We start from the raw sequence: 19622 nt of genomic DNA, 5'->3' as shown, positions 1-19622 counted from the left end.
GAACAAGAAGCTCCATGCATATCAGGTCTTCCATTAAGCTTTAAGCCCTGCGGGCTATCGAAAAAAAATATGCCGTCATCTCCTTTTTGATTGTGGTTAAGCAAATTACCTGCCGGCGCGGCAAATTTGTCAGCTATTTTTCTTTACCAGCTATATCCAACAATTTTTCGTGTAGTTTCAGTACTTGTGGAATCACCATTTGTTGCTCATCGTTAATTATAATAAAGTCGCACAAACGCATTTTTATTTGCTCATCTATTTGACGGCTCATGCGCGTTAAGACATCCTGGCGACCAACCTGTTCACGATCCATCACACGTTTTATACGCAATGCCTGTGGCGCATAAACGCCTATTACGTAATCGAGATGTCCTGCAGAGCCGGCTTCAAACAGCAGTGCAGCCTCCTTTATAGCATAAGGAGCATCTTGCTTTTTCATCCATTCTTCCGCGGCTTGTATAGTTGCGGGGTGGACCAACGCATTTAACTGCTCCAGCTTAAATGGATCATTAAATACAAGATCCGCAAGATATTTCCTGTTAAGCGTTCCATCAGAATAAGCACCATCTCCAAAAGTTTGCTGTATTTGCTGTTGCAAATGCTGATCCTCGTTCATGATATTTTTTGCAACACTATCTGCATCAAATACAGGTATACCAAGTGTACCAAACACTTTTGCGACTGTACTTTTGCCGCTGCCTATGCCGCCGGTTAAACCGATTTTTAAAACCACGATTTTGATGTTAGATGTACGATTTACGATGTACGATGTGGGATGTACGGTGTACGATGTACGATGTACGGTGTAATATGTTCGATGGCACGTCTGATGTAGGATTTGTTCATGTCTGATTTCTAAAAGCACTGGCACCTTCCCTCTTTTCCTCATACCTCATACCTCACACCTTATGCTTTATACCTCACACCTTAAACTTCTCTCCTGAAACCTGATACCTGACACCTGATACTTAACACCTATTCTCCACAAAAAAGAGGAAAACGATCACCCGCTTTCCTCTTCACTCCTACTATAAATTAAGTCTATTTCTTTTCTGCTGTTGCTGCTGTAGTAGCTGCCTTGTTGATGGCATTGCTCCATTCAAGACTGATAGCAGATTTTTCGATCTTGATATAGCTGCCAGGGCTAACTTCCAACTGAATGGTATTGTCTTCATTTACTTTAGAAATAGTACCGTGAATACCAGCGATAGTTACAATCCTGTCGCCTTTCTGCAGGTTATCGATAAATTTCTTTTGATCTTTTGCTTTTTTAGCCTGTGGACGGATCATAAAGAGCCAGAATACCAATATAATGGCACCCATCATGATTAGCTGAAACGCTCCGCCGCCACCTGCCTGACCTTGCCCGGCTGCTAATAAAATTGCATTCATTTGATTCATTGTTTGTGTATTTAAGCTTGACTAACTTTTTTCTTTTATTTCTCCTGTGAAAATTAAAATATGCTCGGTGTTGTGTTTGGTGTTTGTTACAACGAATATGGATTTATGTACCATTCCGCTGCCCCGGTTACTGTCAAACACGCCGGTAACTTCACCTGTGCCTCCCGGAGGAATGGCATTTTTTGTAAAATCAGCCACTGTGCAACCACATCCCGGCCTTGCCTGGGTAATGATCAACGGCTTTTCACCTGTATTCTTGCATCTGAAAACCATTTTTACCTGCTCGCCTTTCGCCACCGTTCCGAAATTGTAAATGGAATCCAACCATTGAACCGTTGTGTAATTAGCCGTATCAGCAAGGGCCTTTTTCGATTCCGCTGTAGGTTGATTTGAGGATGCTTCATTTTTACAAGCAGCCATTCCAACAAATAAAACTGCAGCAAAAATCAGCACTTTTAATTGATTCATAGGTGCAAATCTCTGTTATATTTTTTGTTTGAAGTCTATTTTCTGAATTTTATTCTGAGCCAGCAGCTCTTTATGAATACTGTCGAGAATACCGTTAACAAACTGGCCGCTTTGAGGCGTACTGTACTCTTTTGCAACATCAATGTATTCGTTAATAGTCACTTTGGGAGGAATTGTTTCAAAATACAGGAATTCACATACACCCATTCGCATTAAGATCATATCTAATATGGCAATCCTTTCTGAATCCCAGTTCTTCAGCTTTGGAACGATCAGCTCCATTAACTGTTCCTTGCGTTCCATGGATGTAGTAAGAAGATTCCTGGCGAACTTCCATTTGTCATCCCCAACAATATCCTGCAGATTAAACGAAGCTGGTTTATGTATGTAGTTGAGAATTAGCTGATTCATCATATCGGCATCATCATCCCAATTATTGAACAGCTCTTCCACCTGCGAAATAAAATCTTCGTTAGGAAGCATAAGATCAGTAAATATGTATTTGATGATGTCGCGCTCGGTATTTTTATCACGTCCTTCAACGGTGATATATTCTTTATAAAGATCAGAAGCAACCAGTTCCGTATAGATCTTTCTCACCATATCATAGTCCAGGATAGCTTCCGGCTTTTCTGTTTCAACTGCTTTTTGGAAAGAACCGCTTTCCCTGATGCGCCACAGCAGTTCGTTACCTGCAATTTTAGTATTTACGTGAAGATCTTCGTACGAAGGGAGATTTTTAGAAGCTCTTACCCTGGCATCCGTTTCAGCATAACGGGTAACTTCCGTTAAAAAATACAACAAATACACAAATAACTGGCGGGACTGATCAAATTGCTTCTGGAGTGTTCTTACCGGGTCTGCTTTCGAGTTATCCATGGATTCCAGTGAGTAGATCAACTGCATTACCTTAACTCTGATATTTCTTCTACTAATCATTTATAAAGAGCTTTTCAGCGGCGAAGATAATGCAAATGTGCGAATGTGCAGGTGTGCAAATGAACGTATTACCGGATATGGAGTTGTGAACAATCCTATAAATATTAAAACTAATGTTTGACCAAATCAATGCGTTTGACAAAACAAATTACATTTGACACCAGAAAAATATTGACTACCATTTCAGAAATAAATAAAATCCCAGAAAGTAAACAGCGTCATGACTTTTAAACCAAAATCTGAAGGCTATAAATTCACTAAAATATCGATCGACAATTTTATTGAAAAATATAAGATGAGCAATCCAAAGGAGGACTTAGCCCAGTTAAGAAGAAACATTTTGCACATCAAACAGCTAAAAAAGGACGGCATAAAATGTGACTGTGGAAACTCATTATGGGTAATAGGATCCGCTATTTCCGGAAAAGGCTGTTTCACTTGTATTACAGGAGAAACTGATTTTTCAGATGACTATGAAATCGACTAGAGTGCCTATGCTGCCAACAAAGGGTTGGGCAGATCATGTGTCTATCAATTCCTCCGATCTGGCGCGAGTGTTCCGAAGGATCACTCATGTCTACCAATTCTGAGATCCCTCGTATATTTATGACTTATGAGCAAATAGACTAACACTCTCTAATGAAGCAAATTCTGTCAATAATCACTTTAGTTTTCTCGACGGTTGTAGCCGGACAAAAAACAGTCAAAGCAATTTCTTCAATAAGTGCTTATAATGCCATCGAAGATCTGACAATTGTTAACGCAATAAAAGCTCTTGATCTATCAGGTACATACCACATCTCAAATGGCTTTGCTGGATTTAGACTTGTTCTCGACAGCAACGGAACGTTTGAAAAGTTTGGGCACGATTGCTACGGCAACTCAAAGCTCGACAGTGGAAGATGGGCGCGGCAAAACAGGAGCACGTTAGTAGTGCATTCCGGTAAGGCTTCAGAAATATATGACATCCTTAAGTTTGACAGCTACTACTTCCTTATTTTGCAAACAGAAAGACAAAAATTTATTAAGGACTTTTTAGTCACAAAAGCAAAATTCAAAAATGCAAAACCAATAACTATTGATAACAAAAAATATACTGTCGATTTTATGATTGGCTATATGTTGATAGAAAAATATTATGCGAAAGAACTAGAAGACTTTACTGGCACATAACACGGGCTTTGCTTCATGGCAGCAGACGAATAAAACTCGTCATTTGAAATTCATTAAACTTATGTAATAAACCCGGGCTAATGGAATATTAGTAACGCCGCAACCGCAGAGCCTAAAATTATCAGTAAAATTATGGACACTCCCTACGATATTGAAGTAATAGACAGGCAATCATTCATTAAATTCCTGGAGTTACTTTACCAGGACTTTTTGAATAATCAAAATGAGTGGGAAAATCCCAACCTTGAAAGATTTTTAGAAGCAATGATTGCCTACACTCAAGACATCCAAGGTTACTACGACAACACAAACCAAACGATCAATGCAGACACACCTTCATGGAAAGTCTTTGCTGACATTTTAAAGGGAACGAAAATCTATGAGTAACAAGTTGCAAATATTATACAGGGTGATATCAGTCCTCTGGCGCGAGTGTTCCGAAGGATCACTCGTGTCTGCTAATTCCAAGCCGATTGCATCGGCGCTAGCAGAGACAGTACATTATTAAAAGGTAAAAAGCCCGCAACATGCAGGCTTTTGTAACATCAAGAATATGCTTGGCTCGTTTTACATCTTCATTTGATCGGGCGTTATCAGCATTGCCTCCAATAATTCCAGGCCGTGATAAATTTCTGAACCATCACCTTGCCCATAATCATTGGAAACATAGTTCTTCATCAGGTTGATCAAACTTAGTTGCATTTCGTAAAAATCAGCGTAGATATTTGTCTTGCTTAATTCAATTGACATAGAGTCTTTGCCAAATGTTACTGCCATAATGTAGTGATTTAGGAGATGCAAAGCCCGTGCTTTAGGTGTCCTATGTTCACTACGAACACTGGGGGCTTTCGCCACTCCACACCATAGCACGGGCTTTGCAGATAATTAGTTTGTTTGTAGACATATGTAGTGTATTTAGGAGAAGCGAAGTTAGGGTTTAACAAGGTATCTCGATAAAAAAGCGATCTTGAAAAAAAATTTGCGAAACCGAATAGCTGCACGTATATTTGCAACCGATTGGCTGCACAATCGAAAATTCAAACACTATGAGACGAGACATTTTCCAGGCAATAGCCGACCCGACAAGGCGGGCTATTATTACCCTGATTGCATTGCAGGCAATGACACCAAACGCCATTGCGGACAATTTCCAGACTACACGACAATCTGTTTCCAAACACCTGCGCATACTTACTGAATGTGAACTCGTAAAACAGGAACAACATGGCAGGGAAATTTATTATTCTCTTGAAATTGAAAAAATGAAAGAGATTGATAAATGGTTAGACCAATTCAGACAAATCTGGAAAACAAAATTTAATCAACTCGACAACGTATTATCAACACTAAAAAAACAAAAGAAATGACAAACAATCTGCTATTTGATTTTACCGTTGATAAAGCAACTAAAACGGTATTCATAACCAGGGAATTTGATGCCGAGCTTTCGCTGGTATGGGATGCTTTTACCACAGCTGAACTTCTTGACCAATGGGTGGCGCCTAAACCGTGGTCATCAAAAACAAAATTTATGGATTTCAAAGTTGGCGGGCGAAGATTTTATGCGATGGTAAGCCCTGAGGGTCATGAGCGTTGGGCAATTCAGAAATACACTTCCATTAGCCCGAAAACCAACTTCAAAATGTTTAATGCTTTTGCTGACAAAGATGAAAATCCTGAATTGCCAGGTTCTGATTGGGACTACACTTTCAGCGAAGAAAACGGAAAGACAAAAGTCAGTATTACTATTTATAATGAATCTCTTGCCCGTATGGAAAAGATGATTGAAATGGGCTTTACAGAAGGATTTAAAATGTCAATGATCAATTTGGAAAATCTGTTGGCAACTTTGCCGCAACCTCAACAGTAAAAAACTGCAGCTAAAACAAATGTTCAGAAAAGGCATTTTGCCACGAAGATTCCGCACGATCACATGTCTGTCAATTCCTCAGCTTGTTTTGTATTTGCGAAGCTTACTTTATATTTTTTAAGTTGCGGTAATTGAAAGGATCTATTAGAGATCGAGGAGAAAATAAAATTGCCGCAACTTTGGACAGGAAGGATACCTTCGCGTAATTATCAGTCGTATACTAAATATTGACATGGAATCCTCAGGTAAAAAAGAAATAATAATCTTTACGATAGCAGCAATTGTGTTGATGATATTGCTTCATGGAAACGAATTAGATGATTTTCAGAACTCTAATGACACAGATGCCTTTTTGTTACCAATATTATATTTCTGTTCAGCAGTTCCAGTATTCATATTTATTGGTAAAAGAATAAAAAACCTGACCGTTAAGGATAAAGTTTTTATGACCATTATCTTAATGATGATAACACTATTGCCGATGTATTTATTAAGTGGTTTAATTAAATACGTTGATTATTATACAACAAATAAGCAATGGAAACTGATTAAAGCGTCTATCGTAAATAAAAGCAGCACCGGCGGAGGACGTTCTCACACTGTTTACACTTATACTATAAAAAGTGGGGACAGTTTGATCACACTATACTCGCCACTTAGTTATCCTGTTGGACAAAACTTACATCTTAAAATATGCAAGACTAATTTAGGAATAACTGTAGCCAATAATTATCGAAAAATGTAGTGTATAACAATAAGGTTGGCTAAGAATCCGGCTGCACGAATGCCAACCTTTATTTTTGTTTTGCTATTCAACTTTAGTACTGAGCATGACGTTATAAATTAGCGACATTAATAACAATGAACATTAGTTATAAATCTAGCATGGGTTCGGGCTGACAGGAATGCTATCAGTTCTTCGCCAAGCTTTAGCCGTTGTGTACAATACACCCATTTCAAAAAATAAATGATATGATATTGGGCATATTAAAATACATTAACGCAGGAGACCTTTGCATTGCTTATGAAGAAAGTGGAAGTGTTGATGCCACGACTATTATACTTCTTCACGGATTTCCCTATGACATAAGAGCATATGATAAAGTAGTAAAAATCCTGGTGACTGAAAACTGCCGGATTATCGTTCCATACTTACGTGGGTTCGGACCGACAAAATTTCTATCTCCTGATACCATCCGTTCTGGTCAGCAAGCTGCACTAGCCTATGACTTAATTGCGTTAATGGATGCCTTATCTATACAAAAAGCAATTGTGGGTGGTTATGATTGGGGCGGACGTGCCTGTTGTATTGTTGCTGCACTTTATCCTGAACGCATTACCGGACTTGTATCAATGGCGGGGTATAACATCCAGACCATAGCAAAATATTCAGAACCTGTTTCACCCGAAATTGAAATGCTGAATTGGTATCAATACTACTTCCATAGCGAACGCGGACGCCTCGGGTTGACAAAATACAGGAAAGAACTTTGTAAGCTTTTATGGAAAAACTGGTCTCCAACCTGGAAATTTGATGACGACACTTTCGAAGCAACAGCCGTTTCATTCAACAATCCCGATTTTGTAGATATTGTAGTGCATTCGTACAGACATCGATATGGATTAGCAAATGGCGAACCGAAATTTGAAATGATGGAACAGTTGCTGCAAAAGCAGCCAGCAATAAAAGTACCGGCTATAATATTAGATGCAGAAGCCGACGGAGTTGAACCGTTTTCGGGAACAGGTAAAGATGCCGGTTATTTTGAAGGCGGTTATGAAAGAAGAGTTGCTAAAGGAATAGGACATAATTTGCCTCAGGAGGCGCCTGAGGAATTCACAAGGGCGATTATTACATTTCTTAGGTCAATGTGAGTTGTCAATATCAAGCGCTCATAAAATATCACGATCAGGTTAATATTCAGGAGACCTCTCCTGTCGTGCCAATAACAGATATGAGGACTGAGGTTATTGCCAGATCACAATTCGTTTCTGAAGATCAGAAGCCATTCTCTGTGAAGCTCTGTGTATTCTCCGTGTGTCTCCGTGTAACTGTATTTCATGCACGTTCTTCATTTAATTTTACTTGCCGGCAATTGATTTATAGAGGTCATAATCAATCTGTCTAACTCCTTTAACTCCTCCGCATCAGGCGGAAGTCCCAAGAGACAATGTATCTGTCCCGGAAAACATTTATACCAAACCCTAACCCCGGCCTTCTTTAATCGTTCAGCATAAGCTAAGTCTTCGTCATGTAACGGATCAAATTCAGCAGCAATCATAACCACCGGAGGCAACCCGGACAAATCTTTGCTTTGAACAGGTGCTACTTCCGGATTATTTAGCTCCTCGTCCGGTGCATAAACCGATATGTAGTACAGACAAAACTTCTTAGACAAAAAATACCCGGAGGCATTTTGCTGGTATGATGGATAGTTTGCATAGTTCTTCGGGTTATCTGTTGAAGGGCAGTTCAACACCTGTAATTTTATTTTGTGGGCTATACCCTCCTTTTTCGCCTTCTGACATACGACAGCGGCAAGGTTTCCACCAGCGCTTGCCCCTGACAATACAATACGACTGGTATCCCCACCGTAGTCCTGAGCATGGTCTGCGATCCATTTAAATGCATTGTATGCATCGTTAACCGCAGCAGGATATTTATTTTCGGGAGCTACCCTGTAATCCACTGCGAACACTATGGCCTGGTAGTTTTTTGCCTGTCTCCAAAAATCATACTTCATGGAAGGAAGAATAGGCGTTACAAAACCACCGGGATGATAACTAATGATGATAGTCATGCCTGTAGCATGTGCCGGGTTGTAAACCTGGACTGGAATGCTGTCGGCAGTAACTTTCAAATACTTCACATCAGATGAGGGAAAATCGGGAGTTTCAAATTTTAGATCCCTTATCTTTTCCACCGAAGTGGTATACGTTGAAAGAAAATCGCCAAGACCTGCTTTAAGTACATCTGCAACTCTGGGGTCCAATTTTCCTGACCCACACTTTTGCGCATAAATTGTCGCACAACTACAAAGCCAAATAACGAGAGAGATGAATACAAGTTTCATACAGCCTCAATTTTGTTTCATAAAATTGAGACGCTCTTCGTTGAATTCAGTGGTAAAAAAACGACATCTTTTAAAATAGAGAGATCCCGAACTCCCAACAGTCTTTCCGGTGCTTTGCTGTCTTCTAAAAGATATAGATTTGGAGGTACTCCGGCGAAATCCTGAAAGTCCTTCACCAGGTGCTGGTAGTCTTGATAACCGCAAAACAAAGCAATACCAAGCCAATCCAGTTCGGGATGCTGGTATTTTATACGGTATGCCTTATAAGCACGGGCGATGCGGGAAAACAGTTTCGGATTAATGCCCATGCGCTCTTTGAATATTCGTTCAAACTGCCGCGTACATAAAAAACTTTCTCTTGCCAGATGTAGCAGCTTAAAATTTTCAGGCCGTTCAAGCAGAAGATTGACAACTGCATCAAGTGGATGCATATCCCGTTTTATGTCCCTCAGTAAAAAGCAAAGAAAACTTTCAACAATCCGAATCATCTCCAGCGGATCATCGGTACTGTTAAGACGTTCATTAACAAGTCGCATTTCTTTTGAGAAAACAGCTTCGGCATCGACAAATGTGTTGGTTAGTTCGGCGTAAGGGATGCCGGTAATGCGGTACAACACACCAGGTTGAAATGTCACCAGGAGGACGACATAGTCAGTACTTCCCATGTAACGATTGGTACGTTCGGTAAATTGCCCCATAATAAAAGAGCGGGTCCGCCTGATGATTTTATCGCTACCTGCATGCGTCACCTGTTCAACACCGCGAGGACAAAAAATGAGCGTCTGCTCAGGCCTTGGCGCATATGGTTTAAAGGGTAAATCATTGGCATCCGGAAATGTAAAATGCCATAGCTGATACCCTTTAACATATTCCCGCAAAGCGGGACCTGGTAGAAACGACTGACCAACCATATCGTTAAATTGGCGTTGTTCGTCTTCTATAAAATTAAAAAAAGTCTGTGATTTTCTAATGATCCGAAACCAGGACTATTCACCGGACTTGCAATTCCCTTCCTTGGGCAAGTATGCAGCCGGGCTATGTGTGCAATATACTTATGCTGAGTCAACCAATCTGGTTGTAGTTTTATTGATAAAATTTTTGATAACGATTTTTGGCTAATGCCTGCCATGCCGCATAGGGACATTGCCGCATACTTTCACAAACAGCCTGATATGTTCAGCAAAATCACTGGTGTCAACCAATCCATTAAGCGTGTGAAGTGCTTTCACATGCTTAATGGATTGCGATCGCGGTTAATTTAAAGCTGTTGCTTTTTTTTAAAAAACAGCACAATAAATTATGACTTTGCATATCTATACATTAATTTGTATTAGCTAACTATTTCCTCCAACTAATAAACCTTAAAAGTATGAGAATCCTCTCCCTTTATGCGGCTGTGATTGCCGTATGCCTTATGTTGCTCCAGGGTTGTACAAAAGAAGAAAAGCTAAATCAGTCACCTAATTCGTCGCAATCAAAAAGTACAAATGGTCTGAGAAAAACGGGAACTGCGGCGGATGTTTCTGCAAGACTTGCATCGTTACGTTCGTCTTTATCTCTACCCGAACACAATTTGAATACGCACGTGAGTAATTTACTCCAGCAGCATCCTGAATATAAGTCTGTGGTGTTACAGGCTTTAAAGGCTCCGGGTGCGCCGGTTTGTAACTCCAATACTCCAATAAGGCAGTGGCTTAATGAACAGCTTAGTGACTGGGATGAAAATACAATCTTCTTTGCATCAATAACCGGCATGCTGGATTTTCCCACCTACGATGCATTGTTATTTGAAAACAGTGAAGCCGGGCAAACATTTGGCATAAACGGTGAATACACCCATGTGCTTACAAAAACATTTAAAGACCTGAAACGTTTTTGGGACATACAGTCTGCCGACATCATTATGGTGGCAATGCATGGAAATATGTTGCTTGACAGAGATAGAATTATAAGAATAGATATGATACTATACGGTGATTCACAAACGGATGCTGAGTTTTGGGCCGACCTGATCATATCTCTGATGAACGATGTACCACAGTATAGAAAGGGGGATCATCCGATATTTACTTTCAATGCTTTCGCACAAAGTTCGTTTGATTTTCCGCCATACGGAACAATTCCATCAAAGATTGTAATGGGCGATGGAATACTGGATGGCTATACTGGTATTGGCTATGGTGATGTGGCGCCCCAGGCCGTATTGGCACATGAATTTGGACATCACATACAGTTTCAGTTGAACTTGTATCCCAGTACGTCATCACCGGAAAACACAAGGAAAATGGAGTTGATGGCTGATGCTTTCTCCGCTTACTATTTGTCCCATGCGAGAGGCGCTTCCATGCAATGGAAAAGGGTTAAACAATTTTTGCAAGTGTTCTTTAACATTGGCGATTGCGGATTTACGAATGTTAATCATCACGGCACTCCAACACAAAGAATGGCCTCAGCTGAATGGGCATATCAGGTTGCTGACAATGCACAAAAGCAGGGACATATACTTAGCAGCAGCGAATTTGTTTCGTTGTTCCTGGCAGCTTACCCTTCAATACTGGCGCACTAATTTGTTTGTTTGAATTTTGAATGTGTCGCTCCGTAGGAGCATCCCGTTTGCAGAAAGAAAAAAACAGATCGTTCAAGCTCCGTTAGGTGCTACCTGTCAAGCATTACAGGAGACTTCGCTGGAGTCCGATGATATTTTAAAATCCCCGTTTTCTACAAACAGGGAGCTCCGCTGGAGCTTTAAATATTCTTAACTAAATGACATTAAGCTTAAGCCCGTCTGGCCGCATCCGGGCAGGGCAGACGGCAATGAATTGAAATCAACTGCGCAATAGAACTCGCCGCTTTGGCGTAAGTGTTCTGAAGGATCATTCGTGTCTACCAATTCAGTCCCGATTGCATCGGGAAAAAAGAACATGAATAATCATTCCTTGCACCAACCCTATCCATACCTGATAAAAAAAGCTCTTGCTTGCGCAAGAGCCTGCCCCTTTGTTTTATGTTCAGAACCTGGGGCACAATACAGCGTTACGGGTGCTGTTGCCCTTATCTAAAAATCCCACGTAAGAGAGCGATATTTCTATCGCACCCATTGACTGACTGGCAGTCTTTAACTGAGATATATTGGCATCGTAACTGAGCGCAACAGAAAACGGATGATAATCCAGTTTAACAACAGGGATAAATGCATCCCGCGCCCGAAGATAAGCCCCAAAACTTATTATATAATCGGGATTATCCGGTTCTGGCCCAAGTTTATAGGAATACAATGCACCTCCTACCCCTTCCACAAAGTCGCCCTGGCGGCTTACGTCAGCCTGGATAGTAAACAGGCTTACTTCATTTAATGCAAACTTAATCCCGCCGCTTAATACCCATTTGGCGTTCAGCTCAATGTTGGGATTCTTATAAAAAGAATTTTTAGGCCGGTTTAAATGATGGTACGCCAAACCGATATAAAAGAGATTCTCCGGCTTATCGCCAAAACTTGAATTGTAACTCATCCCAACACTTGCATCCCAGTAATTGTAATTTGTCGTAAGAAAAGTTTCTCCATCAGAAAGTGAGGGATTCCAGCCAACACCGTCAAACTGGTTGTTGGTAGTTATTTTGCTGCGGTCGATCCTTCGTTGCACATACCCACCCATGAACCCCAATGATAAATACCTGTTCTTTTCTCCGCTTAATGCTTTATGATAGTTAACAGCGGGAAGAATATTTGTCGTAGTAAAATTTGTAGTGCCCGCTTTGTCCTGCAACAATTGCATACCCAATGTAATATAATCCTCACCCCTTAACGGCTGCTTATATTCAGCGTTTAAAGAAGTGGTTTGATATGGAACTGTAACACTGCTCCATTGGTTGCGATACAAAGCCTGTACCCGGATATCTCCATCATACAAGCCTGCAAGGCCAGGATTTCTTAGTAGTGGTGCTTCAAAAAATTGAGAGAAGTGCGGATCCTGCGCAAGCCCGGTTCGCGTTATGCTCATCACAATAAGTAATATGATGACGATTCTTTTCATCCGCAAATATTTTTGTATTGATCTTTCCTATTCATTCTTTTTACTATTGTAATATGGTAACACCCTTCACTATTCACTATTCACTATTCACGTTTCACTATTCGCTATTTACTATTCACGTTTCACTTGCTATCATCTCAATAACGTTACATTTCCTTTCATTGTAATGCTGTTGTTGTTATCACAAAGCACTTCTATAACATAAACGTATACATCCGCAGGTTGTTTATTACGCTGGAACGTGCCATCCCAGGCATTCGACTGATCATTCATCGCGAAGTTTGTCCGCTCAAACATTACCTGGCCCAGGCGATTAAATATGCGCATAGACTTAACCGTTAGCGGAGATCTGCTCCTCGGGAAGAAATAGTCATTCATTCCATCTCCGTTCGGGGAGAATGTATTAGGTATAAATACATTTTCTCCACTACAGCTAACACGAACAGATACTACATCAGACACCGAACAACCGCCTTCGTTATATGCCGTTGCCCTGTAGCGAATACTCACTTTGGCTGCCGTTACAGGTGTATCACAATCGTTACATGAAAGGTATTTATCGGGTTCCCATTTATACCTGATAATATCCGGTGAGCTGGTAGTATAAATGGTTTTTTCGTCACCGATATTCATGAGTATCACACTATCTATGATATTAAACGAAGGCATCGGAAAAACTCTCACCAATACACTTGCAGTGTCGCTAAAACAATTTGCACTATCGCCTCCGGTTACTGTATACGTTGTAGATGTAACGGGTGATGCCAGTGGATTTGGTATACCGGTATTATTTAACCCGGTTGATGGCTGCCACTTATACACTTCCGCGCCTGAGGCAATTAATTGAACCGAGCTACCGGCACATAAGGTATCAACCGGTTTTAAATTCACCGTTGTGGGATGTTTTACAATGAGTTGAATGGAGTCAGTAGTATAACAATTTGCCAGCAGATAACCGGTAACATAATACATTGTTGTAGAATCCGGCGCTGCCATTGGTGATGTACATGTGGTACAGCTAAGCGAAGCAGCTGGCGACCATTCATAGGTTAACGCGCCGGTTGCCTGTAATTGCTTTGTTTGCCCCTCGCATAAGATTGCGTTTAAACCCGCATCCACTACAGGTTTTCCTATAACCGTTACGCTTTTGGTTGCAGTATCGGCGCAGCCAAATGCGTTGGTAGCAATGGCCTGAACATTGGCCTGTCCGGCATTACTGAAAGCGTATTGCACCGAATCGCCCGTTAGGGAAGTTGTATTCTCCATCAACCATGTCCAGGTTACAGCAAGTGTATCCGAGTTTTTTCCCTGTAGTGTAAGCGGCACACCGGCGCATGTGCTATCAGCAGACAGAATGCTTGCAACCGGGCTGGAATATACTTTTATATCGAGGTTTAGTGCAGCTGTATCTATACATGCAAGCTTTGAATCAATTACCAGTTTTACCGTATAAATGCCTGTCTTAGCGTAAGTATGCGAAGGATTAAAAACGTTATCTACCGTTGTGTTATCTCCAAAATCCCAATGATATTTTATAGTAGAATCGTTGAAGGTCTGCGTTGAATCTGTAAACAATACAAGCGAGGAATCGCAAACACCCTGTATGCTTGCGCCAAAGCCTGCACGCACGCCCGATATCTTTATCAACTCTGATCCCTGAACACCCACTTTGCAACCATTGTCATCAATCAATAACAGGGATGGCTGGTAAATACCGGCCTCGTTGTATGTATGTGAAACCTGCTCAACATTGTCCGTATTCAGATCGCCGTCGCCAAAATCCCAGATCACGGTTGTCGCATTTTCTACATCGGCGGAAAAAGCAATCGTTTGAGGCGCGCACTGACCAAAAGTTGGATAGGTGAAAGTTCCTGTAGCACCTTTTACAATTATTGTTTTCTTAGCTGTATCTGTACATTGACCATATCCTTTTGCCACCAGTTGCAGGTTAAATACGCCAGCTGTTGAATAGTAATGCGTTGGCATTGTGTCGGTCGAGATATTTCCATCACCAAAAATCCATTGCAGAGATGCAAAACCCGTAGCTGTACTTTGAGGCTCGATCTTGAATGGTGGACAAATGGAAAAAGTATCCTGCAGGTTAAATGACGATTGCGGATCCATAATTTTTATCTTGTTCGTCATAACCATGCTGTCGACGCAACCCATTGTGTCAACTATATTGAGCCTGACTGTATATATGCCCGCAGATGCATATTGATGTGTTGGACTAAATGCCTGCGAAGTTGTTCCGTCGCCAAACGACCATGTATAATGCAATCCTATACCTGTTGAAAGATTGGAGAAAGCAATATCTGTCTTTGTACATCTGATGGTATCCTGAACAGAAAAAGATGCAACAGGATGTGTTACCAGTATGGCACTCTTCCTGGTAACAGAATCGCGGCATCCATAAGAATCCACAACAGTTAAAGCGACATTAAAGCTATCTGCCGTATTGTATGTATGACTGAATGGTGGCGCTGTAAAAGTTTGTGCAGTGGTGTCCCCAAAATTCCAGATCCAGCTTGTGATGGGATGTAAGCCATCGGCTTGCGATTGGTCAGTGAATGTCACTGTTCCGGTAATACAGGTTCCTGTAGGGTTGGTAAATGCAGCAGTGGGGCCATAAACACCTAGCTTCAGATTACCCAGGGCCGTGTCTTTACACCCCAATATATCGGTAGTTACAAGCATTGGCTGATAACTGCCGGCTGTCTTATACTTGTGCCAAATGGTACTGTCAATTTGTGCCGGCCCTGCAGTAGAATCATCGCCAAAGGCCCAGTAGAATGCTGCTATGTTGGCCGGGGTGTAAGAAGTTGCTTTAAATAGCACAGAATCATTCCGGCATAAACTTGTATTCGAATTAGGCAGTTGATAAGTGTAGGACGGATTTTCGTCAACTACAGGCACAGGCACTTGCAATGAATAAGTACACTCGCCATTCGTTGTCGTCAAAGTAACAACATAGTTGCCCGTCTTGCTATATATGTGTTTTGGACTTTGTTCAGTTGACACGGGACTACCATCTCCAAAATCCCAGGTGTACTGTGTTGGCGGAGTGATGGTTATGAGTGAACTGTCTGAAAATTGCTTAACGAGCCTATTATTACAATCCGTAAGCACAGCAAAGCGTGATACCGGTCCTTTCAGATGAACGATACCTTTTTTTGTTAATGTTGCTGCACAACCCTGATTATAAGCCGTAAGAGTTGCATCTACATACCCTGTGTCGTTATATACATGAATAGGGTTTTGCTGTGAATAACTTGAGTCATCGCCCGTAAAATGCCAGGACCATTTTGTTATATTGCCAGTCGACAGATCTGTAAATTGTATTGGAGTACTTGCACAAACATCAACCGGCGTTGCAGAAAAATTAACCTTTGGAGGATCGGTTAATACAACGGCATCCGGCACTATTAATGTATCTGAACAACCGCTTGCAGTCTTTATTATTAATTGAACAGTATAATTGCCAACAGTATTGTATTTGTGGAAAGGTGCCGGACTATTAGATGTAGTGCCGTCACCCAGATCCCACATGTACGTGATGGGCTCTGAACTGTTTATTTGCGCGCCAAGTTTAACGGACGCTGGTGCACAATTCAAATAAGGTGTATTAATGAGGCGTACAATCGTTGCCGGCCCAATCTTCACAAACCCGCGCTTCGTCATTGAATCGGAACATCCACCGGCTGTTGCAGCCACAAGTTTAACATTGTATGATCCTATTGCAGTGTATGTATGGATTGGATTCGGATCTGTTGAAGTTGTTCCGTCACCAAAATCCCAAAAGAAATTTGCAGCCCCGGGAACACTACTATTGAAACTAATGGTAGCCGGCGCATTGCAACTACCGGCATTGGGAGATGTAAAATCCCCAACCGGCGTGTTTGTTATAGTAACAGCTTTTGTTATGGAATCTGTACAACCATTAAACACACCAACCATTTTTACCTGGTATGTACCGTTTGCAGTGTACACATGTGAAGCATTTACCCCGGTGGCTTCCTGGCCATCTCCAAAATACCATTTAGCATTTGCCGCTGTTGGCTGTGATGTATTGGTAAATACAGCAGGCCGGTTGCTACAGCCAGAGGTTACAGAAAAATCAGGCTTTGTTGCACCAACTGTAAGGCTTTTGCTGATTGTATCCCTGCAACCGAGCGGGGAATTGGCGATCAACTGAACATTAAATGTGCCGCCGGTTGTATAAGTATGTTGTGGATTTATATCGGTTGACGATGCCCCGTCTCCAAAATTCCATTGGTATTGTAATGTTCCCTGTGTTGAATTATTCTGGAAGGTTACGTCAGTAGGCGGCTTGCAATTGCTGGTACTGGTAAAGCTGAAATCCGCATTAACCGGACCTTCTACTTTTACCATGGCAGGCTGCTGCGCACTTTTGCTACACCCAAGACTATTTTTTACGATAAGCGTTACACTATATGTATTGCCGGCTGTATATGTATGCAACGGATTGGGTGTGTTGCTGTCGGTTGAACCATCCCCAAAGTACCAGGTTCGATCGGTAATTGTGCCACCGCCAGAAGTGCTGGCGTCAGTGAATTGCACATTCAGCGGAGCGCATCCCTGCAAAGGCGTTGCAGAGAATTTTACTTGCGGTAACTCACCGATAACAATATAACTTGTTTTAATTACGGAGTCTTCACCTGCAGCGTTTGAGACGGTTAGTTTAACTGTATAAGAACCACTGTTTAAATAGATGGTGCTTGGATTGCGATCAGTAGAAATAACACCATTGCCGAGATCCCATTTCCAGGCAGTTGGATTACCTGTTGACTGATCAGCGAAATGCACAACTAACGGAGGGCACCCTTGTGTTGAGTCCGCTGTAAAATCTGCTTTTGGCTGAGCAACGGTAGCGCAAGCAAAAAGACAGCTACAAAGAATAGCCCAAACCCGTGTTTCTAAGATTAGCCGTATCCCCAAGTTGAGTTGCTTTAGTTCATTTTATATCCTGCCAGTCGGTAACAGTTAATTAGCTCTTAGGCAATAAAAAATCATGCCGACAATATTATATTTACTAACTGTATAATCAATTAAATGTTGTTCTACAATGCTTAATAACACATTAAAGCAGCACAAACCAATGGGTTACGGCTAAGCTCAATTCTTTTTACACCAATGCATGCTTTTTTTTCACATATGCCATAAACTCCCCGGTATCCAGTTTTTTTCCGGTAACAAGCTCGCACAATTCCTCACTATTAAATGTTTTGCCATGCTTGTGGATGTTCTGCCTCAGCCAGTCTAATAACGGTGCAGTATTGCCGCCGGCAATCAGTTCTTCCAGATTGGGAATATCCTTCTCCGCTTTGTTATAAAATTGAGCTGCATAAAAACTGCCCAAACTATAAGTTGGAAAATAGCCGAAACTGCCATGGCTCCAATGTACATCCTGCAGGCAGCCCTGTTTGTCATCAGGCACTGTAATATCCAGGTCCTGCTTGTACAAATCATTCCATCGCCCGGGTATGTCACCAACCTTTAATGTGTTTTCTAATAATTCCTTTTCAATAGTGTATCGAATACGTACGTGAAAATGGTAGCTAATCTCGTCAGCTTCAGTTCTGATAAGTGAAGGGCTTACTTTGTTGATAGCTTTAAAGAATTGATCAAGCGATATTGGACTCAATTGCTCAGGAAAATACTGTTGTAGTTTCGGCAGGTAATGTTTCCAGAACGTTTTACTGCGGCCCACACAGTTTTCCCATAAACGGCTTTGGGATTCATGAATGCCTAAAGAGGCGAATTCTCCTGACGGCAAACCATATTCTTCATCTGGCAAGCCCTGTTCATACAGCGCATGTCCTGTTTCATGAATACAACTCCAGGTCATGTTGGCAAAATCGTGTTCATCAATGCGGGTGGTTATGCGTACATCTTTTGCTGAAAAATTCGTAGTAAACGGATGTTCCGAAATATCCTGTCTTCCCGCCTCGAGGTCAAATCCCAGCTCTTTAACAAGATACATACCCCATTCCCATTGCTGCCTGCGATCATAAAAAAGATGTAAAAATCCGTCGTCAGGGGTCGTCCGTTGTGTTTGGACCATAAGGTCTTTCAACGGAGTGGCTATTTTATCAAAAACCTCATCCAGCATCTGCACCGTGGCACCTTTTTCATATTCATTCAGCAGACTGTTGTAGCAATGGCCTTCATAACCAAGTATCCCCGTCTCCTGCCTTTTTAAAGCAACTATTCTCTCCAGCTTTGGCTGAAATACTTTAAAATCATTCTGCTTTCGCGCATCGATCCAGGCGTAAAACGCTGCTGAAACAGCTTCCGACATTTCACGGACAAATGCCGGTGTAAATTTCTTCTGCTTGTTGTACTCTTCAAGCGTAAGGGCTACATTTTTCTTTTGGATGGCGGACAAGCCCCCGGCTCCGGCAAGACTATTCAACAGCGCGCCCAGGCTTTCATCCGTACTCATCACATGCGCAGTTTCACTAAGTGTAGCGAGTTGACGTGCCCTTCCTGCTGCTCCTTTCGGCGGCAGATAAGTCTCCTGATCCCATTGCAATACCGCGGCCGCATATTTTACGTCCGCAATATTTTGCATTTTCTCTTTATAAACGAGGTATTCGCCGTTTGCGTTCATTTTAGCTTAATTTATTTTTAATAATTGCCTTT

18 protein-coding genes are annotated in these 19622 nt (G+C 41.5%); 8 read left to right on the top strand and 10 right to left on the bottom strand.

Annotation, left to right across the window (positions count from 1 at the left end; translation table 11 throughout):
- Positions 1 to 133 precede the first annotated feature (133 nt).
- From coaE to nusB, 4 genes are all read right to left on the bottom strand, one after another.
- Positions 134 to 733: a dephospho-CoA kinase gene (coaE, locus tag QTN47_RS17805; protein ID WP_369330760.1), complete on the bottom strand. Its 600-nt coding sequence runs from the start codon at positions 731 to 733 to the stop codon at positions 134 to 136.
- 308 nt (positions 734 to 1041) lie between these two features.
- Positions 1042 to 1392: a preprotein translocase subunit YajC gene (gene yajC / locus QTN47_RS17800; protein WP_369330759.1), complete on the bottom strand. Its 351-nt coding sequence runs from the start codon at positions 1390 to 1392 to the stop codon at positions 1042 to 1044.
- 30 nt (positions 1393 to 1422) lie between these two features.
- Positions 1423 to 1869, bottom strand: a complete 447-nt coding sequence (locus QTN47_RS17795) for a DUF1573 domain-containing protein (protein WP_369330758.1) — start codon at positions 1867 to 1869, stop codon at positions 1423 to 1425.
- 15 nt (positions 1870 to 1884) lie between these two features.
- On the bottom strand, positions 1885 to 2808 hold the full coding sequence (gene nusB / locus QTN47_RS17790; protein WP_369330757.1) for a transcription antitermination factor NusB: 924 nt from the start codon (positions 2806 to 2808) through the stop codon (positions 1885 to 1887).
- 220 nt (positions 2809 to 3028) lie between these two features.
- Between nusB and QTN47_RS17785 the strand changes: the two genes are divergently transcribed.
- The 3 genes from QTN47_RS17785 (at position 3029) to QTN47_RS17775 (ending at position 4368) form a co-directional block, all read left to right on the top strand.
- Positions 3029 to 3295 carry a hypothetical protein gene (locus tag QTN47_RS17785; RefSeq protein WP_369330756.1) on the top strand — a complete coding sequence of 89 codons (267 nt, stop codon included), beginning with the start codon at positions 3029 to 3031 and terminating at the stop codon, positions 3293 to 3295.
- Positions 3296 to 3447: 152 nt separating this feature from the next.
- Entirely contained in the window at positions 3448 to 3981 is a 534-nt protein-coding gene (locus QTN47_RS17780) for a hypothetical protein (protein WP_369330755.1), read from the top strand.
- A 132-nt stretch (positions 3982 to 4113) separates the two neighbouring features.
- A complete protein-coding gene (locus QTN47_RS17775; protein ID WP_369330754.1) occupies positions 4114 to 4368 on the top strand; it encodes a DUF7660 family protein in 255 nt (84 codons plus the stop codon).
- A gap of 180 nt (positions 4369 to 4548) precedes the next feature.
- On the opposite strand, the gene QTN47_RS17770 is transcribed toward QTN47_RS17775, so the two are convergent.
- Positions 4549 to 4758 carry a hypothetical protein gene (locus QTN47_RS17770; protein ID WP_369330753.1) on the bottom strand — a complete coding sequence of 70 codons (210 nt, stop codon included), beginning with the start codon at positions 4756 to 4758 and terminating at the stop codon, positions 4549 to 4551.
- A 269-nt stretch (positions 4759 to 5027) separates the two neighbouring features.
- Between QTN47_RS17770 and QTN47_RS17765 the strand changes: the two genes are divergently transcribed.
- From QTN47_RS17765 to QTN47_RS17750, 4 genes are all read left to right on the top strand, one after another.
- Positions 5028 to 5348 carry an ArsR/SmtB family transcription factor gene (locus tag QTN47_RS17765; protein WP_369330752.1) on the top strand — a complete coding sequence of 107 codons (321 nt, stop codon included), beginning with the start codon at positions 5028 to 5030 and terminating at the stop codon, positions 5346 to 5348.
- The gene (locus tag QTN47_RS17760; RefSeq protein ID WP_369330751.1) at positions 5345 to 5851 is read left to right on the top strand and encodes an SRPBCC family protein; all 507 of its coding nucleotides are present in this window, start codon (positions 5345 to 5347) and stop codon (positions 5849 to 5851) included. The genes QTN47_RS17765 and QTN47_RS17760 overlap by 4 nt, the downstream gene beginning before the upstream one ends.
- A 232-nt stretch (positions 5852 to 6083) precedes the next feature.
- Positions 6084 to 6596 carry a hypothetical protein gene (locus QTN47_RS17755; protein WP_369330750.1) on the top strand — a complete coding sequence of 171 codons (513 nt, stop codon included), beginning with the start codon at positions 6084 to 6086 and terminating at the stop codon, positions 6594 to 6596.
- A gap of 227 nt (positions 6597 to 6823) precedes the next feature.
- On the top strand, positions 6824 to 7726 hold the full coding sequence (locus QTN47_RS17750; protein WP_369330749.1) for an alpha/beta fold hydrolase: 903 nt from the start codon (positions 6824 to 6826) through the stop codon (positions 7724 to 7726).
- Between the two features lie 197 nt (positions 7727 to 7923).
- Here the strand turns inward: QTN47_RS17750 and QTN47_RS17745 are convergent, their stop codons facing one another.
- Together QTN47_RS17745 and QTN47_RS17740 are read right to left on the bottom strand one after the other, a co-directional pair.
- On the bottom strand, positions 7924 to 8925 hold the full coding sequence (locus QTN47_RS17745; protein WP_369330748.1) for an alpha/beta hydrolase: 1002 nt from the start codon (positions 8923 to 8925) through the stop codon (positions 7924 to 7926).
- 17 nt (positions 8926 to 8942) lie between these two features.
- Positions 8943 to 9836: a helix-turn-helix domain-containing protein gene (locus QTN47_RS17740; protein ID WP_369330747.1), complete on the bottom strand. Its 894-nt coding sequence runs from the start codon at positions 9834 to 9836 to the stop codon at positions 8943 to 8945.
- A 458-nt stretch (positions 9837 to 10294) separates the two neighbouring features.
- Between QTN47_RS17740 and QTN47_RS17735 the strand changes: the two genes are divergently transcribed.
- Positions 10295 to 11491, top strand: coding sequence for a hypothetical protein (locus QTN47_RS17735; protein WP_369330746.1), 1197 nt, complete (start codon positions 10295 to 10297; stop codon positions 11489 to 11491).
- Between the two features lie 442 nt (positions 11492 to 11933).
- On the opposite strand, the gene QTN47_RS17730 is transcribed toward QTN47_RS17735, so the two are convergent.
- The 3 genes from QTN47_RS17730 to QTN47_RS17720 all read right to left on the bottom strand — a co-directional run bounded on the left by QTN47_RS17730 (position 11934) and on the right by QTN47_RS17720 (position 19590).
- Positions 11934 to 12956, bottom strand: a complete 1023-nt coding sequence (locus tag QTN47_RS17730) for a PorP/SprF family type IX secretion system membrane protein (protein WP_369330745.1) — start codon at positions 12954 to 12956, stop codon at positions 11934 to 11936.
- A gap of 132 nt (positions 12957 to 13088) precedes the next feature.
- Positions 13089 to 17915, bottom strand: coding sequence for a PKD domain-containing protein (locus tag QTN47_RS17725; protein ID WP_369330744.1), 4827 nt, complete (start codon positions 17913 to 17915; stop codon positions 13089 to 13091).
- Positions 17916 to 18102: 187 nt separating this feature from the next.
- Positions 18103 to 19590, bottom strand: coding sequence for a carboxypeptidase M32 (locus tag QTN47_RS17720; RefSeq protein WP_369330743.1), 1488 nt, complete (start codon positions 19588 to 19590; stop codon positions 18103 to 18105).
- Positions 19591 to 19622: the final 32 nt, after the last annotated feature.

It is taken from the genome of Danxiaibacter flavus, from assembly GCF_041060425.1.
GTDB classification, from domain to species: domain Bacteria; phylum Bacteroidota; class Bacteroidia; order Chitinophagales; family Chitinophagaceae; genus Danxiaibacter; species Danxiaibacter flavus.
This window is presented reverse-complemented; position numbering and strand designations above follow the sequence as displayed.

Bases quoted from the DNA above. Each gene is read 5' to 3' on its own strand.
- yajC (WP_369330759.1), bottom strand. From the start codon at position 1,392: ATGAATGCAATTTTATTAGCAGCCGGGCAAGGTCAGGCAGGTGGCGGC.
- QTN47_RS17795 (WP_369330758.1), bottom strand. From the start codon at position 1,869: ATGAATCAATTAAAAGTGCTGATTTTTGCTGCAGTTTTATTTGTTGGA.
- nusB (WP_369330757.1), bottom strand. From the start codon at position 2,808: ATGATTAGTAGAAGAAATATCAGAGTTAAGGTAATGCAGTTGATCTAC.
- QTN47_RS17785 (WP_369330756.1), top strand. From the start codon at position 3,029: ATGACTTTTAAACCAAAATCTGAAGGCTATAAATTCACTAAAATATCG.
- QTN47_RS17780 (WP_369330755.1), top strand. From the start codon at position 3,448: ATGAAGCAAATTCTGTCAATAATCACTTTAGTTTTCTCGACGGTTGTA.
- QTN47_RS17775 (WP_369330754.1), top strand. From the start codon at position 4,114: ATGGACACTCCCTACGATATTGAAGTAATAGACAGGCAATCATTCATT.
- QTN47_RS17770 (WP_369330753.1), bottom strand. From the start codon at position 4,758: ATGGCAGTAACATTTGGCAAAGACTCTATGTCAATTGAATTAAGCAAG.
- QTN47_RS17765 (WP_369330752.1), top strand. From the start codon at position 5,028: ATGAGACGAGACATTTTCCAGGCAATAGCCGACCCGACAAGGCGGGCT.
- QTN47_RS17760 (WP_369330751.1), top strand. From the start codon at position 5,345: ATGACAAACAATCTGCTATTTGATTTTACCGTTGATAAAGCAACTAAA.
- QTN47_RS17755 (WP_369330750.1), top strand. From the start codon at position 6,084: ATGGAATCCTCAGGTAAAAAAGAAATAATAATCTTTACGATAGCAGCA.
- QTN47_RS17750 (WP_369330749.1), top strand. From the start codon at position 6,824: ATGATATTGGGCATATTAAAATACATTAACGCAGGAGACCTTTGCATT.
- QTN47_RS17745 (WP_369330748.1), bottom strand. From the start codon at position 8,925: ATGAAACTTGTATTCATCTCTCTCGTTATTTGGCTTTGTAGTTGTGCG.
- QTN47_RS17740 (WP_369330747.1), bottom strand. From the start codon at position 9,836: ATGGTTGGTCAGTCGTTTCTACCAGGTCCCGCTTTGCGGGAATATGTT.
- QTN47_RS17735 (WP_369330746.1), top strand. From the start codon at position 10,295: ATGAGAATCCTCTCCCTTTATGCGGCTGTGATTGCCGTATGCCTTATG.
- QTN47_RS17730 (WP_369330745.1), bottom strand. From the start codon at position 12,956: ATGAAAAGAATCGTCATCATATTACTTATTGTGATGAGCATAACGCGA.
- QTN47_RS17720 (WP_369330743.1), bottom strand. From the start codon at position 19,590: ATGAACGCAAACGGCGAATACCTCGTTTATAAAGAGAAAATGCAAAAT.